This window comes from Bacillus cereus (assembly GCF_015071065.1).
Classification (GTDB): domain Bacteria; phylum Bacillota; class Bacilli; order Bacillales; family Bacillaceae_G; genus Bacillus_A; species Bacillus_A cereus_BA.
In genome coordinates this window covers 427402-443452 of sequence record NZ_VOVA01000001.1, presented here as the reverse complement: position 1 = coordinate 443452, position 16051 = coordinate 427402, and the positions used below count along the sequence as shown (strand labels likewise).

Genomic DNA, 16051 nt, shown 5'->3' with positions numbered 1-16051 from the left:
AACATGCAAACATCTATGGAACCAATGAAAGATATGAACGGTTCGAAACATAGGAAAATGGCGACCATGTTATCTATTATTCCAGGCATTGGTCAACTATATAATAAACAATATGTAAAAGGTCTTATTTTTCTAGTATTAACAGGTTCATTTATTGTAGCATTTGCTGATTTGCTAAATATGGGATTATGGGGAATTGTAACGCTCGGTACAGAAGTTCCACGTGACCATTCTGTCTTTCTATTAGTAGAAGGGATTTTGGCACTTATCGTCATAGTGTTTGGACTTGGAATATATGGATTTAACTTATATGATGCATACCAAAATGGGAAGAAACGTGATATAGGAACACCATTAAACTCAGTAAAAGAGCAATACCGTAACTTATTAGATCAAGGTTTTCCATATTTAATGGTTTCACCAGGGTTTCTATTACTAATCTTTGTAGTTGTATTTCCAATCATTTTTGTAATCTTAATTGGATTTACGAACTATGACTTATATCACTCTCCTCCAGCTAAATTAGTAGATTGGGTGGGCTTTAAAAACTTTATTGATATTTTCACATTACCAATGTGGAGAGAGACATTTTTAAGTGTATTTTCTTGGACTGTCATTTGGACATTTGTTGCAACAACATTACAAGTTGCACTTGGTATTTTCTTAGCGATTATCGTAAATCAGCCTGGTATTAAAGGTAAGGCAATTATTCGAACAATCTTCATTTTACCGTGGGCTGTTCCAGCATTCGTATCTATTCTTGTCTTCTCGGGTATGTTTAATGAAACATTTGGAGCAATTAATAATCAAGTCTTAGCTTTATTCGGGATTGAAAAGATTGCTTGGATGACAGATCCGTTTTGGGCGAAGATTGCTTTAATTATGATCCAAACGTGGCTTGGTTTCCCATTCGTCTTTGCAATGACAACAGGTATATTGCAATCGATTCCAGGAGAATTATATGAAGCTGCTACAGTAGATGGAGCAACTGCTTGGCAACAGTTCCGTAAAATTACATTGCCACTTGTTTTATACGCAACAGCACCAATTTTAATTACACAATATACGTTTAACTTTAATAACTTTAGTATCATTTATCTATTTAATGGCGGAGGTCCTGCTGTAGCGGGGCAAGATGCAGGTGGAACGGATATTTTAATTTCATGGATTTATAAGTTAACGATGACTTCAGCGCAGTACGGAAAAGCAGCAGCTCTTACAATGATTTTATCGTTAATCGTTATTACAGTTGCATTATGGCAATTTAAGAGAACAAAATCATTCCAAGAAGAGGATATGATGTAAATGAATATTAAACGACAAAAGATGTTACGTCTTTCATTAAGTTATTTGGTTATCTTCATAATGTGTGCGATTATTTTCTATCCATTACTATGGATTATTGGTTCATCGTTTAATCCAGGAGATAGTTTGTCTGGTTCTAGCATTATTCCGAAAAATGCTACGTTAGATCATTATCGTAAGCTACTTGATCTTGATTCAAGTAAGTACTTACTTTGGTATAAAAATACGTTAAAAGTTAGTGTTATGACGATGATTTTTTCGGTGTTAGCAATTAGCTTTACTGCTTATGCATTTTCGAGATATCGTTTTGTCGGAAGAAAAAATGGTTTATTAACATTTTTAATTCTACAAATGATTCCGAACTTTGCAGCGTTAATCGCACTATACGTATTAGCGCAGTTAACAGGATTAATTGATACACATCTTGCATTAATTTTAATTTATGTAGGCGGGGCAATTCCAATGAATACTTGGCTTATGAAAGGGTATTTTGATACAATTCCGAAAGAGTTGGATGAGTCAGCCCGCATGGATGGAGCAGGACACTTCCGTATTTTTTGGCAAATCATTATGCCGCTTGCAAAGCCAATCGTAGCGGTTGTAGCATTATTCACTTTCATCGGTCCATTTACAGATTTCATTTTAGCAAGTATTATTTTACGCACGCCGGAAAATTACACTTTAGCAGTTGGATTATATGAAATGGTAGCGAAAAAATTTGGTAATGAATTTACGACGTTTGCAGCGGGTTCAGTATTAATTGCAATACCAATTTCGATTTTATTCCTATCATTACAAAAATACTTCATTTCTGGTTTAACAGCTGGCGGTACGAAAGGGTGAAAATGGGGCATTACGTCCCATTTCTCTTTTCATCTCTCTATAAAAGGATTTGTAGGAAGATGAAAAGAGATTTGACATTAAATGTGAAAAAATGTGAAATAAATAGTATATTATAGTATAGGAAAAAAGAGCGATATCCCTTACAATACATGGAGAGGGAGAATAAGATGATTTTTGCAAGATAGAATAAAGTGATGAAAGTTTACGACTTCTCCTATTACTTGCAACAAGTGCAAGATAAAAATATATGAAAAATGGCAGAGAAGTGAGAGGAGGGGGATTTTTATGACAGTTACAATTAAAGATGTGGCGAAGAAGGCAAATGTTGCACCATCGACAGTTTCTCGTGTAATTGCTGATAATCCAAGTATAAGTGAAAAAACAAAGCGTCGTGTTCGGAAAGTAATGAGTGAACTAGGATATCATCCAAATTTAAATGCAAGAAACCTTGCAAATCAAACAACGAAAACGCTTGGGCTCGTTATGCCGAGCTCAGCAAGTAAAGCTTTTCAAAACCCATTCTTTCCAGAAGTTATAAGAGGAATTAGTTCATTTGCACATATGGAAGGGTATGCGCTCTATATGTCGACAGGTGAAACGGAAGAAGAAATTTTTAATGGTGTTGTCAAGATGGTACAAGGGCGTCAAATTGGTGGTATTATTCTTTTATATTCAAGAGAGAATGACCGGATTATTCAGTATTTGCATAATCAAAATTTCCCGTTTGTATTAATTGGAAAACCATATGATCGAAAAGATGAAATTACATATGTAGATAATGACAATTATACAGCGGCAAGAGAAGTAGCAGAATATTTGATTTCATTAGGCCATAAGCAAATCGCGTTCATTGGTGGTGGCTCAGATTTACTTGTAACGAGAGATCGTTTGGCGGGGATGAGTGATGCTTTGAAACTAGCAGATATTATATTACCGAAAGAGTATATTTTACACTTTGATTTTTCAAGAGAGAGTGGTCAACAGGCTGTTGAGGAATTAATGGGACTAAAGCAACCACCGACAGCAATTATGGCAACGGATGATTTAATTGGACTTGGCGTGTTAAGTGCGCTTTCTAAAAAAGGATTTGTTGTACCGAAAGATGTTTCGATTGTAAGCTTTAACAATGCTTTATTATCAGAAATTGCTAGTCCGCCACTTTCGACAGTTGATGTGAATATTTATCAATTAGGGTATGAAGCGGCAAAAGCTTTAGTTGATAAGGTGGAGCATTCGGAGTCTACTGCAAAATGCATTATTATTCCACATAAATTATTGAAGCGTCAAACTTGTGATCAGCATGCATAAAAAAGCTAAGAGTTTAACTCTTAGCTTTTTGCTTTAGAAAGGCTTCTAAACGGTCACAGCCTTCTTTTAAAGTTTCGGTACTATAAGCATAGGAAAGACGAAGATAACCTTCACCATATTCAGAAAATGCGGTCCCAGGAACGACGGCTAGCCCAGCTTCTTTTACAAGATCAAGTGCAAAATCAAATGATGAAGATGTTAAGTTTCCGACATATGGGAATAAATAAAACGCACCCTTTGGCTTCTCGACTGTTAAGCCCATTTGAATGAGTCTATTATATACATAATCACGGCGGTTTTTATATTGGTGGCGCATCATCTTCGGCGCATCTTTGGCAGCTGTTAACGCTTCAATTGCAGCATGTTGGGCGATTGAATTAGCGCATGTCACATTGTATTGATGAACTTTTAAAATATGCTTTGCTAAATAATTAGGAGCAAATAAAAATCCAATACGCCATCCTGTCATAGAATGTGATTTGGCTAAGCCATTAATGACAATAGTCTTCTCACGCATTTCTGGGAATTGAGCAATAGATGTGTGTTGCCCTTCATATACTAGTTCGCTATAAATTTCATCAGAAAGAACGAAAATATTTTTATCTTTTAAGACAGATACAATATCTTGTAATTCTTCTTTTGATAGGGTAACACCAGTTGGATTAGAAGGATACGGCAAAACGACGCATCTTGTTCGTTCTGTAATTGCATTTTGCAATGCTTCAGCTGTTAAACGAAATCCAGTTTCACGAACATCTATAAAAATAGGCATTGCACCGCATAGTCGAATAATAGGCTCGTAGCCTGGATAAATAGGAGCAGGTAAAATTACTTCTGTTCCTGGTTCTAAAATTGTTCGGAATGCAACATCAATCGCTTCGCTAGCACCGATTGTAACGATGGTTTCGTTTTCAGGTGAATAGTGTAAATCGTAGTTAGCTTTTACAAAGTTACAAGCTGCCACGCGTAATTCTAATAAACCAGCATTATGTGTATAGCTTGTATAATTTTCTGTAATGGCCCGTTTAGCAGCTTCTTTTACTAAAGAAGGTGTAGGGAAATCGGGTTGCCCAATTGTTAAAGAGATGAGATTATCATAGTTTTGAATCATGTTAGAGAACTGACGGATTCCAGAAATTTGGATGTCCTTCACTCTAGGATTAATGAATTGTTCCATTGTATGTCCCTTTCTTCCGTTTGAAAATTAAGTTCATTTTATCATATTTTTAACTATTACGCTTTGTTTATAAAATTTCCCCCGCTATTTGTGAAAGATAAGAATCGTATCTTAACATTCAGTGGAAGTAAGAAATTATGTGAGGATTCAAATGTCCATAAGAGTATAAGCTGTGTGAGTTAATTAAAGTTTCACTCCATTTGTTTAAGCATAAACACAAAAAAAGCCGCTGCAAGCGACTTTTTAATAACCGTATTCCCAATCTATTTCATCTTCGTTCCAAAGTACGGAAGATACTTTGCCAAGATGGACAACGGATTCATTTACAGCACATGTACAGTCATCGTTCCCTGCTTTATGTTGCAATTCTTCGTATACTGATTTTTCAACGTTTTCTAGCACAACCAAATTTTCTTCTTTTAAAACAAGCGTAGTACCCGCCATATTTATCTTCCTCCTACTAAAGTAATGATCACTTATTTGTAAACATAGATAGTATGGATTATATGCTGTATTTTGCGATAGTTGTCCGTCTAGTGAGGTGTTTTTTATTTTCTTTGTAATCCGTATTCATTGTATACTGCACGAAGGAAATTTGGTACAGGGTTTACAATCATTTCGGAAATTTGTAACATTTATTATTAGTTGTTAACAAATAATTAACAAAAGTGTTAAGAAAAATCAAAATTTTAAAACAAATAGACTTATAAAATGATATAATCATATCAAAATACATATAGGGGATGAGAGGCTATGGAGCTGATTCGTGATTTAATGATCCAAATTGCCATCATTATTTTACCACTATTTTTATATGAAGCGATTCGTTTAAATCGTTATCAAGGAATGCTTCCGAAGCCTAATCGCTACTTTATTATGTTTTTATCTAGCGTTACACTCGTTCTCTCCATGACATACTCTATTTGTTTTGGTACCGTTTGCGGATACAATTTTCATCCAATCCCAATTGTTAGTGGTTTTTTATATGGTGGGATTGTTGGGCTCATCCCTGCCATTATTTTTGTTGCATATGAATGGATTTTTAAGGAGCTCAGTTGGTTGCCTATCGTAGAAGTTATATTTCTTTCGATAATTCCATTGTTTTTGTCAAAGAAATGGTCTCTTTTTTCAAGAGATAAGAAGCTAATATTAGCTTTTATGATTGCATCATTTTATGTTCTTGTTTCATTAGTAGTCGGGATGTTGAATGTCCTTTTAGAAACAGGTTTTACACCGTACATATCTAATCTATATAGTGGGTATATATTTGCATCACTTATTATGGTTATGACAATGGTATTTCAAGTGTATTTGACTGAGTATTTAAATGAAAATGCATTATTGCGTACAGAAATGCAAAAATCAGAAAAACTTAATATTGTAAGTGAGTTAGCTGCAAGTGTTGCACATGAAGTTCGAAACCCTCTCACTGTTGTACGAGGGTTTATTCAATTGCTAGAGAGTACGGAAGACGTAAAAAACAAAGATTATATGCGTCTCGTATTAGCTGAACTGGATCGTGCTGAACAGATTATTTCAGATTATTTAAATTTAGCAAGGCCTCAAATTGAAAAAAAAGAACATATTTGTTTATCAGCACAATTAATTGAAATGACAACTCTTATGTCATCATTTGCAGCGATGCAGGGCGTTTATTTGCAAGTTGAGATTTCTGAGAGCCTTTATACTATCGGCGATAAGACGAAATTGAAGCAAGCTATTATGAATGTTGTTAAAAACGGTATTGAAGCAATTCAAGGAAACAAAGGGTATTTAAAAGTAACAGCTATTCAAAAAGATGAAATGATAATAATAAGAGTTAAAGATAGTGGTGTTGGCATGACAAAAGAACAGTTAGTAAGGCTTGGACAACCGTATTATTCTTTAAAAGAAAAAGGAACAGGATTAGGTCTTATGGTAACATTTAGTATTTTACAAGCGCATAATGGTACATTGGAATATAAAAGTGAAAGCGGAAAAGGAACTGAAGCTATTATTATATTGCCAGCTGTACGATATAAGGAATAAAAGTTACCGGTAGAAGGTAACTTTTTATTTTATCGTGAATTAGAAAAATATACAAAATTTCATTCATTTATTTTTTCTTGTTTTGTTCGAACGAATAGACTTTTAAATGATTGAAAGAAGCTTTGCTCTTTTGAGGCGGCGACTAATCTTTTTGTTTCTTGAATTTCGCGAATAACTTGCATAAGTTGTGCATCACGGGTGCTGTCTTTATTGTAAATTTGATTGACAAGTTTATTCATTTTTTCTTCTTGTTTGGATTCTCGCTTATACATATGATTCATTAATAAGTCCATCTTTTCTTTTTGGAGTGCATCTGTTTCGGCGGCGTGAACAACTAGCTCTTGTAACATTTTTTCTTGAGAGCCTTCTTTTACATAAACTTGTTGCATTAGTTCATCTAATTTCTCGTCTTTTAAACGATTTTGTGTAATGAGAGTAGAGTTTTGATGAATAATTGCTTCATTTAATTGAGCAAGCATTTCAAGTTTTAACATGAATTCCTCAAAGTTACGCCCATCTTCTTTTGGTTGTATCTCTTGTTTATCTTGAATAACAGGTACAGGTGGGGCCTCTTTTTCTTTTAAAATAATAGGTATTGTTTCTGAAATGTCTTCTTGTAATGTAGCAGCCCTTTCATGTATAGATTTCAATAGTTTTAAATCATCCAATTTATAAATACGAGCATCAGCTGTTTTTGAAATGATATAACCGTGTTCCTCTAAGAGTTGGCTATATTTTCGGACTATATGTTTTGGGATACCTGTTTTATTTGTAACATCTTTCGTTTTATAGATTGCTTCCATGAAATTTCCTCCCCAAAAAGTATCGTATATACCAATTCAATCTTTTATGATAACTTCCTTTGAAAAAGAATGTCGGAAGGATATTAGTTTTCTACAGCATTAGTGAAAAGGTGAGGAAAAATGAATGTTTTTGGCGGAATGGAGAGGAAGAGCTAACATAATGTCTGAAAACATACATAGAAGAAGTTTGTTATAATAACTGAGGAAAAGAAATTGGTAGGAACACGGAGGTACACATGAAGCAATTTAAAGGTATTATCATTTCAATTATTGCAATTCTTTCTCTTTTGGTAGCGGTATATGAAGTATTTGTGCCAGAGGAGACAAGTACTAAAAAAACAACTACGTATGATCAAATTCTAGAGTTCCCGAAAGAACGATATCCAGAGACCGGGAAACATATAACGGATGCTATAAAAGAAGGGCATTCAGAAATGTGTACAATTGATCGTAATGGTGCAGCGGATAGAAGGAAATTATCGTTAGCGCCATATCCGACGAAGAAAGGTTATGATCGTGATGAATGGCCGATGGCGATGTGTAAGGAAGGCGGAAAAGGAGCTCATATTGAATATATAAGTCCAGCAGATAACCGCGGTGCAGGTTCTTGGGTAGGGAATAAGCTAGACAAATATCCAGATGGTACGCGTGTGAAATTTGAAGTGAAATAGTAATTGGCATACATTTCATAGTGGAGGAGAGGGATAGTTATGGAATTAACAATTTCATATTCGCAATTAATGATAATGAACTATGATGGTCAGCAGCCTTATGTAGATTGGACTCCTGAAGATTTTGAAAGAGGCTACGCTGAGGTGGATGGAGCTATTATTTTTGAAGCAATCTCTGACTATACTTGTGAAGTAGAAGTTACTTGTGGAAATCATATTGAGAAAGAAGAAGTGGTTAGAACGATATCAGTTCCTTTCACAGTGAAGAATGAAGAAGTATATATAACAAGTATTCTTTCTAATAAATTGCATATTCCTATTCCGAACGGGGAATATATGATAGTTTTGCAGACAACTCCTCTTGAAGAGCCATCAGACGATGAATTGTATAAAGTACAATATGACTTCTATTTTGAGAGTGTAGAATAAAAAAACGTGTTATCCTTTTTGAAGGATAACACGTTTTTTATTATGCGTTTGTCTTTAGGAGAGAACGAGCATCTTTTGCTGCCTGAACCATGTGCTCTAAAGCAGGTATAACTTCCTCAGTTCTTCGTGTTTTTAAACCACAGTCTGGATTAATCCAGAAATATTTAGGGTCACATACTTGTAAAGATTGTTCTACGATTGTGAACATTTCATCTTTACTTGGGACACGTGGGCTATGAATATCATATACACCTAGACCAATTCCTTTTTCATATGTTGTATGTTTTAATGTATTAATAAATTCTCCATGACTTCTTGATGTTTCGATAGAAATAACATCTGCGTCTAACGCTCGAATTGCATCTACAATATCTTCGAAGTTACTGTAACACATATGAGTATGAATTTGTGTTTCATTTTCTACAGAAGATGTTGCTAAAAGGAATGATTGAACTGCCCATGTAATGTATGCATCCCAATCTTTTTCTTTTAACGGCATACCTTCACGAAGTGCAGGCTCATCGACTTGGATTACTCTAATTCCGGAAGATTCAAGTAATTCAATTTCATGACGAAGTGCTAATGCAATTTGATATGAAACTTCTTTTCTTGAAATATCATTTCGAACGAATGACCAATTTAAAATAGTGACAGGTCCAGTGAGCATACCTTTTACTACTTTCTCTGTTAAGCTTTGTGCATATACAGTTTCTTTAATAGTCATTCCATTTATAAAGGCAACATCACCATAAATAACAGGTGGTTTTACGCAGCGAGAACCGTATGATTGTACCCATCCGTTTTTAGTAAAGGAGAAACCAGCAAGTCTTTCTCCAAAATATTCCACCATGTCAGTTCTTTCGAATTCACCGTGTACTAGTACATCAAGACCAATATCTTCTTGGTAACGAATCCACTTTTCAGTTTCCTTTTCGATGAATTGATTGTATTGTTCATTTGAAATATCGCCGTTACGCCACTGTTTACGTGTTTGACGAACTTCAGTCGTTTGCGGGAAGCTACCGATAGTTGTTGTTGGTAACAACGGTAATTGTAAAGCTACTTGCTGTAGTTCATATCGTTTTTCAAATGGAAGAGGACGTGAGAAATCATCTTCTTTAAGTGATGTACGTGCCCCTTTTACATCTTCACGATTACGTGCAGCTGATGAGCGGATTGCATGATGTGCATTACGATATGTTGTCAAATCGCTACTGATGCTTGCTACACCTTTAGTAAGAGCAGAATGGATAAGGACTAGTTCTTCTAATTTTTGATTAGCAAATGCAAGTGCATCAAATAATTCAGTTGTTAAGTGCGTTTCTTCCGTTTTATCAATTGGAGTATGCAATAAGCTACAAGAAGGTTGAACAATTAAACCTTTTGCTGTGATTTGATCTTGTAATGTTGTAAATAAAGAAAGTACATCATCAAGATCAGCTCTCCAAATGTTACGGCCATCTATACAACCGATAGCTAAAATTTTATCAGCTGGGAATCCATATTTTGAAATAGCATTTACATTACCTTCTTTGCCATGAACAAAGTCTAATCCAATACCAGAAACAGGGAATGTAATGATTTCTTCATAGTTCTCTTCTACACTATCAAAATATGTTTGTAGAAGAAGTTTAGCATTCGGAACCTCTTTATGAATAGCTTCGTAAAGTTCTTTCGCTTGATTAATTTCATCTTTTGTTAAAGATGCGAAGATCGGTTCATCAACTTGAATAATTTGTGCTCCAGCTGCGTGTAATTCAGAGAATAATTGTACATAAGGTGCAACTAGCTCTTTTAAAATAGTGGCAAATTGCTCTTCGTTATAACCTTTTGCTAGTTTTAGGAATGTATAAGGTCCTAAAATAACTGGTTTTCCATCCACGCCTAACTCTTTTTTCGCTTCTTCATATAAACGAAGAGGACGATTGTCTTTTAAAGAAATTTGTAATCCTTCTTCATATTCAGGAACAATGTAATGATAGTTTGTGTTAAACCATTTTGTCATTTCAGAAGCAACGTGATCTTTAGAGCCGCGTGCCATTGCAAAATATACATCAAGGTAAGAGGTAAACTCTGAAAAACGTGACGGGATGAATCCTAACATGTAGGCCGTATCCAGAACGTGGTCATAATATGTAAAATCGCCAACTGGAATTAATTCAATTCCTTTTTCTTGCTGTACTTTGACGTGTTGAAGGCGAATTTCTTTCATTGTTGTTAAAAATTGTTCTTCATCAATTTTATTGGACCAAAAAGCTTCCAATGTTTTTTTCCACTCTCGTTGTAGTCCGATACGTGGATAACCTAAGTTACTTGTTTGAATTGCCATTTTAAATTCCTCCCTAATTGAAAGTAAGCATTTCCGTTTACTCGGAAATACCTATAACAAAAAGCATAAAGGCATAGAAAAATAAGCCTTCCTTTTTGTTCTTAACACCTCATCATCATCCGTGAGTCTATCAGTGTTGTTAAAATAGGCAGGTCTCCTGACTTATGCTTCCTATAATTTCTTTCACCTTCCCGTTTTCACAGTGGTACAAAAAAGAAATCTCAGCATTTACAGTGGCGGGACCGTGTTGGAGTTTCACCAAACTTCCCTTTTAAACACGAAGTGAAATATTCGTGTACCTATTTTCCTTTTGAAAGGAATGTAACAAGCGATATGATATTGAAACAAATTCTAACACAATTTTCGGAATTTTGTCCACTGTTTTAAAATAAGAAAATTCTAAAGTTTTTCATTTCTTTTTATTCGGAAAATTAAGAGTTTTTAACGGTTATTTATTATTAAAATGAGGGTGTTTTGAGTTGCGAGGAATAATTATAGTGTTAAGTTTTTCTAAAAGAGGAGGCACCTCTTTTAGAAAAACTTAATCATTATCTACACCTATTTCTGAAAGACGACCTGCAGTTGCATCTTGTAAGAGTGTGTTTAGCCAACGTAATTCAACATTAATATGCTCAATGACGCTTTGTAGAATATATAGTTGAGCACGAGGAACTAGTTGTTTATTATGATCGTATATCGTTTGCATTGTATGTAAATATAACATTGTATCATCTCTCTTTTTTTCCAAAATAGGAACTAGTGCTTGTTCGTCGCTAAAGTGAGCGAAAGAGAGCGCTGAATAAATAGGTTTATATATTTGGTTTTTCGCTTCAAATTGTTTTAATAATAGGGTGTGGAAAAGGGCTTTTCCTTCCTCTGTTATATGGAAGATTGTTTTTTCTGGTCTATTTGTATCTCGAACAATATTGGTAACGCTAATCGCACCTTGTTTTTCTAATTGCTCGAAGGCGTAGTATAGCGATCCCTTGGCATATTTAATATAACAATCCATTTGTCTTTCTTTCATTATGTGCTGCACTTCATATGGATGTTTATCTCCTTCGAGTAACAAGCCGAGAATGACTAACTTCATGCTCATGCTGTCTCAACTCCTGTATATAGAAACTTTATATATATTATAAACGGTATATCCTCTTTCATAAAGGGATATACCGTTTCGTTTTTCTATATTAGCTTACTTGTTTTTGTTTTTGCTTTGTTTTTGGTCCTGTTAAAAGACGTTCATTTCCCATAAGTAAAATACAAATTATACTTAGCGTAGCTGGGATAAGTGCCCAGAAAAATGTATTAGCAATAGATGTTGCAAGAGCCTCTTTAATTCCGCTCATTACTTCAGGAGGTAGCTTTTCAGTAGCATTTGGTGATAATAAAAAGCTTGTGTCTCCACCTTTAGGAGCCATTTTTGCTAGTTCAGGAGGGAAGACTGCTTTTAATTTATCAGTGAAAACATGATTTTGAATCGTACCGAAAATCGTGACGCCAAGGGTCATTCCAAGTGAACGGAAGAATGAGTTCGTTGATGTAGCAGAACCGCGATCTCTCATTTCTAGTTTGTGGATAGATGCCATACTTAAAACTGAGAAGGAGAATCCAACTCCAAGTCCAGCAAGCACCATAAACATTGTTACGAGGCTGCGAGATGTTTCCATTGTTAAAGTACTTAGTAAATAAATACCAAGAACGAAGAAAACTCCAGATACTATCATGATGTTACGATAACTTGTTCGTGAAGCGAACTGTCCACCAGTTTGACTTCCAATTACAGATCCTACCATCATGGGTGTCAAAATTAATCCAGCATTTGAGGCTGAACCACCGAGAACACCTTGAACGAAGATTGGAATATAAACTGTACAGATGATAAAAGCTGCGCCATAGAAAAAGGCAACACCTTGGCTAGCTGCAAATAAAGGTTTTTTAAATAAATGGAAAGAAATAATAGGCTCAATTGCGTTTCTTTCTACGAAGAAGAAAATAATAAGCATAATAATAACAGTTGAAAATAAACCAATAATCACATTAGAGTCCCATGCATATTCCTTACCGCCAAGTTCTAGGGCAAACATTAAGCAAATGATACTAATGACAAGTGTAATGGCACCAGCCCAGTCAATTTTTTGTTTTCGATATTCTAGAGACTCGTTATAGTATTTAGTAATGAAGAAGAAGGAGATAAGTCCTAACGGAATATTAATATAGAAGACCCAGTGCCAACTTATATAATCTGTAATGTAAGCACCTAATAAAGGGCCGAAAACACTAGATGTTCCGAAAACAGCACCAAATAGTCCGGTCATTTTTCCGCGTTTTTCAGGCGGGAATATATCATACATAATTGTAAATGCGATAGGCATAAGAGCGCCGCCACCAATCCCTTGAATGGCTCTATAAACACTTAACTGTTCAATACTTGATGCTGTCCCGCAAAGTGCAGAACCAAATAAGAAGAGAATTAATCCGCCAATATAAAAGCGTTTCCGTCCGTACATATCAGACAGCTTACCGAAAATAGGCATTCCGGCCATTGTTGCTACCATGTAGGCAGATGTGACCCAAACGAACTTGTCGAACCCTCCTAAGTCTCCGACAATCGTTGCCATCGCAGTTGCGACGATTGTGTTATCCATTGCTGCCATTAGAATACCAAGTAGTAAACCGGCAACAACAAATTTTGTTTTACTTGAGTCGTTTTTTGATAGTTGTGCTTCCAAGAGTAGCCCTCCTTTAATAAAAATTAAACTAACTTAAGTTTTTAGATGTAGTGCATAAAAACCTTTGTGTACAGTTTGTTTCATTCCCTCTTTATTTACAAAAATTAATCCTACATGATATAAAGATTGGAAATCACAGATTATATTATAGTCAAATTTGACTAAAAGGTAAATGTTTTATTACGCCAAAGTATTTTATCCCGCTTTAACGGGCAGTAAGACTCCCACCTCAAAATTTGGCGAATGCGAGGAAGTTAGGTGGGAGATTAACTGCCCGTAAAAGCCCGATTGGTGAAGGCTAATAATCAGTGGGGGATGGACAAAACCCCCACTGATTAAAGTTTCACTTTATTATATTAACCAAAAGAGAGAGTAAGAATTTATTTTTTATGTAGTCAAGGAAGGAAATTGTAAAAAAATATTTAATAAAGAATAACCTGTGTCAACCTATTAAAAATGGTTTTTTCTTTATATTGTCGAATAGGATAAAAGGAAAAGAAAAATTTAAGATGGTTTGTAGCAAGCTCAATATTTTTTCTAAGTGTAGTTTATTGCATCGAGAGGCAGAATACAGTTGTATAGATGATACATCTGGAATGAGGTGAATATATTATGAAAATATGGAAACGAATTTCGGATCAAGGAAGGTGTTCTATACCGTTACAGCCGGTTTTGTGGATTGATGGTTCTAAAAAGGACACGGAAGCATCCAATGTAGCAGTCACATTGCAAATCCGTAGTATGTATAAAGAAAAATTTTCATATGAGATGATCTATGATGTTAATGACATACTAATTATTCGACTTGAAGTTGAAAATAAAGGCGGTGAAATGATTTCGCGAGTAGTTGTAAGTCATATGATTCGTGATTATTTTGCGTATATCCCAAACTCTTTAAAAGCAGATAAGGGAATAAGTGAGTTTTTATTTCAGCTTGTAAGGTGGCGAATCGATAATTTATCGCCGAGTGAAAAGGTAGAATTAATTTGTCAAATAAAAGCAAATAAAGATAAAGCTCCTCCCAATTCATTATTTCAGGCTACATATACATTTCAATATAAAGGAGTATCATATGGACCGCTACAAACAAATGAAGTGGTTGTCAGAAAATGATAAGAAGGAACCTGTGCGAAAGGTTCCTTCTTTAATGAAGATTGTGCTTCTTGAGTAATTTCTTTTGTTCCACTCCCTTTTTTCCAACATAGTTATTTTTGTATCCAAAATATAGAATGAATAGAAATGAAATAACATTTACTATAGCGTCAATTTGATCATTTGTAATGAAGTTTATTCCGAAAGAGTTAAATAGTAATTTTAATGATAACAAAAAGCCAGCTAGTAAGCGCACAATATCTGATAGATTTTCTTTTTGAGGCATATAGGTCACTCCTTCCTAAAAACGATATATAGTATATATATGAAATAAAATAGAAAAGGTATACAAGCTTAAGTAGAAATGTACTTTAAATATGTACATTTTTTATTTTGTAGAAAAACATTATTGTTATAGAAACATATATTGGTATAAAAAGGGGGAGAGTATGAAACATAAAGGGAAAATTAGTGGATTATTACTTGGGAACACAGTTGCGGTTACAGAATGGATTGCACTTCAGGATGTAATTGCTAAGCTAGATTCACGATCATTTTTTACCGTCTTTATTATTTATATATTGCAAATGATACTAAGCTATTAGTTTGGACATTGGTACGATAAAAGAGCGAATACACGTGTAAATATTGAAGTAGGAGGAATGAAGAATAACGATTTTGTCGTTGATTTTTTTGGGAAAGTAGCTGCTTTATCAGAAAGAGATTCTCGTAATATTACAGTGTATATTCTTTCCGTAAAAGAATGGGATGTATTAAAAGACACAGTGCAAGAAAAAAAGTTAGATAAGCTAGTCCAAAGAGTAGAACTTACAATTGTAAAGACAGTTCGAAAAGGCGATGTAGTTACGAGGTGGGATGAAAATAAATATGTTATCGTAGCTGTTGATAATGGCTATGAAAAGTCAACAATAACAAATAGATTAATCAAAAATATTCAAAATGAAATAGCGAATGATTTATTAAGTGTCACACTATTATTTGGGGCTGCAAGTTATCCGATAGAAGGGAAAACTTTTGAAGATTTGTTTAGAAAGGCACAAAATCAATTGTATAATTATAGAAACTTGCAAAGTCATGAATGAAACTTTGATTTGAAGAAGTATGATATAAAGGATTTTTTGTAACATTTTTTTGTCTTTTGTTACAAGAAAACTTTTTTTTGTAACAAAAGTCTTTAAAAATATATGAAATCAGCATATAATTGTGTATGGATGTGTCAATGCATTTTGCACAATGCTTTCAGTTTAAAAGTGTAGAGGAAAACATGCTCTACACTTTTCCTTTTTAAGAAATTAAAAGAATCTTTGTAAGAG

At 34.5% G+C, this 16051-nt stretch carries 14 protein-coding genes, 1 pseudogene and 1 riboswitch; of the genes and pseudogenes, 8 read left to right on the top strand and 7 right to left on the bottom strand.

What is annotated here, in order from left to right; all coding sequences use genetic code 11:
- Nucleotides 1–3 precede the first annotated feature (3 nt).
- The 3 genes from malC to malR all read left to right on the top strand — a co-directional run bounded on the left by malC (nucleotide 4) and on the right by malR (nucleotide 3456).
- Nucleotides 4–1305 (top strand): maltosaccharide ABC transporter permease MalC, encoded by a 1302-nt coding sequence (gene malC, locus FT637_RS02205; protein WP_070144701.1) that lies wholly within the window; start codon nucleotides 4–6, stop codon nucleotides 1303–1305.
- The gene (gene malD, locus FT637_RS02200; protein WP_002160656.1) at nucleotides 1306–2148 is read left to right on the top strand and encodes a maltosaccharide ABC transporter permease MalD; all 843 of its coding nucleotides are present in this window, start codon (nucleotides 1306–1308) and stop codon (nucleotides 2146–2148) included.
- Between the two features lie 285 nt (nucleotides 2149–2433).
- Nucleotides 2434–3456: a maltose operon transcriptional repressor MalR gene (gene malR / locus FT637_RS02195; protein ID WP_193644957.1), complete on the top strand. Its 1023-nt coding sequence runs from the start codon at nucleotides 2434–2436 to the stop codon at nucleotides 3454–3456.
- A 13-nt stretch (nucleotides 3457–3469) separates the two neighbouring features.
- Here the strand turns inward: malR and FT637_RS02190 are convergent, their stop codons facing one another.
- Together FT637_RS02190 and FT637_RS02185 are read right to left on the bottom strand one after the other, a co-directional pair.
- On the bottom strand, nucleotides 3470–4633 hold the full coding sequence (locus FT637_RS02190) for an aminotransferase A (protein WP_193644956.1): 1164 nt from the start codon (nucleotides 4631–4633) through the stop codon (nucleotides 3470–3472).
- Between the two features lie 243 nt (nucleotides 4634–4876).
- Nucleotides 4877–5077 (bottom strand): hypothetical protein, encoded by a 201-nt coding sequence (locus FT637_RS02185; RefSeq protein ID WP_193644955.1) that lies wholly within the window; start codon nucleotides 5075–5077, stop codon nucleotides 4877–4879.
- Nucleotides 5078–5386: 309 nt separating this feature from the next.
- On the opposite strand from FT637_RS02185, the gene FT637_RS02180 reads away from it, so the two are divergent.
- The gene (locus FT637_RS02180) at nucleotides 5387–6661 is read left to right on the top strand and encodes a sensor histidine kinase (RefSeq protein WP_193644954.1); all 1275 of its coding nucleotides are present in this window, start codon (nucleotides 5387–5389) and stop codon (nucleotides 6659–6661) included.
- Nucleotides 6662–6720: 59 nt separating this feature from the next.
- Here the strand turns inward: FT637_RS02180 and FT637_RS02175 are convergent, their stop codons facing one another.
- Nucleotides 6721–7464 (bottom strand): DUF3967 domain-containing protein, encoded by a 744-nt coding sequence (locus FT637_RS02175; protein ID WP_193644953.1) that lies wholly within the window; start codon nucleotides 7462–7464, stop codon nucleotides 6721–6723.
- A gap of 236 nt (nucleotides 7465–7700) precedes the next feature.
- On the opposite strand from FT637_RS02175, the gene nucA reads away from it, so the two are divergent.
- Entirely contained in the window at nucleotides 7701–8135 is a 435-nt protein-coding gene (gene nucA, locus FT637_RS02170; protein WP_193644952.1) for a DNA-entry nuclease, read from the top strand.
- A 39-nt stretch (nucleotides 8136–8174) separates the two neighbouring features.
- Nucleotides 8175–8564: a competence protein ComJ gene (gene comJ, locus FT637_RS02165; protein ID WP_193644951.1), complete on the top strand. Its 390-nt coding sequence runs from the start codon at nucleotides 8175–8177 to the stop codon at nucleotides 8562–8564.
- Nucleotides 8565–8604: 40 nt separating this feature from the next.
- On the opposite strand, the gene metE is transcribed toward comJ, so the two are convergent.
- The 3 genes from metE to FT637_RS02150 form a co-directional block, all read right to left on the bottom strand.
- Nucleotides 8605–10893, bottom strand: a complete 2289-nt coding sequence (gene metE / locus FT637_RS02160; protein ID WP_193644950.1) for a 5-methyltetrahydropteroyltriglutamate--homocysteine S-methyltransferase — start codon at nucleotides 10891–10893, stop codon at nucleotides 8605–8607.
- Nucleotides 10894–11022: 129 nt separating this feature from the next.
- A riboswitch (cobalamin riboswitch) is annotated at nucleotides 11023–11211 on the bottom strand.
- A gap of 223 nt (nucleotides 11212–11434) precedes the next feature.
- Nucleotides 11435–11992, bottom strand: a complete 558-nt coding sequence (locus tag FT637_RS02155) for a PadR family transcriptional regulator (RefSeq protein WP_193644949.1) — start codon at nucleotides 11990–11992, stop codon at nucleotides 11435–11437.
- A gap of 91 nt (nucleotides 11993–12083) precedes the next feature.
- On the bottom strand, nucleotides 12084–13625 hold the full coding sequence (locus FT637_RS02150; RefSeq protein WP_193644948.1) for an MDR family MFS transporter: 1542 nt from the start codon (nucleotides 13623–13625) through the stop codon (nucleotides 12084–12086).
- Nucleotides 13626–14237: 612 nt separating this feature from the next.
- Here FT637_RS02150 and FT637_RS02145 point away from each other — a divergent pair.
- A complete protein-coding gene (locus FT637_RS02145; RefSeq protein ID WP_193644947.1) occupies nucleotides 14238–14738 on the top strand; it encodes a hypothetical protein in 501 nt (166 codons plus the stop codon).
- 31 nt (nucleotides 14739–14769) lie between these two features.
- Here the strand turns inward: FT637_RS02145 and FT637_RS02140 are convergent, their stop codons facing one another.
- Nucleotides 14770–15003, bottom strand: coding sequence for an SPP1 phage holin family protein (locus FT637_RS02140; RefSeq protein ID WP_193644946.1), 234 nt, complete (start codon nucleotides 15001–15003; stop codon nucleotides 14770–14772).
- Nucleotides 15004–15166: 163 nt separating this feature from the next.
- Between FT637_RS02140 and FT637_RS02135 the strand changes: the two are divergent.
- Nucleotides 15167–15820, top strand: a pseudogene (locus tag FT637_RS02135) (diguanylate cyclase domain-containing protein).
- The last annotated feature ends 231 nt before the right edge of the window (nucleotides 15821–16051 follow it).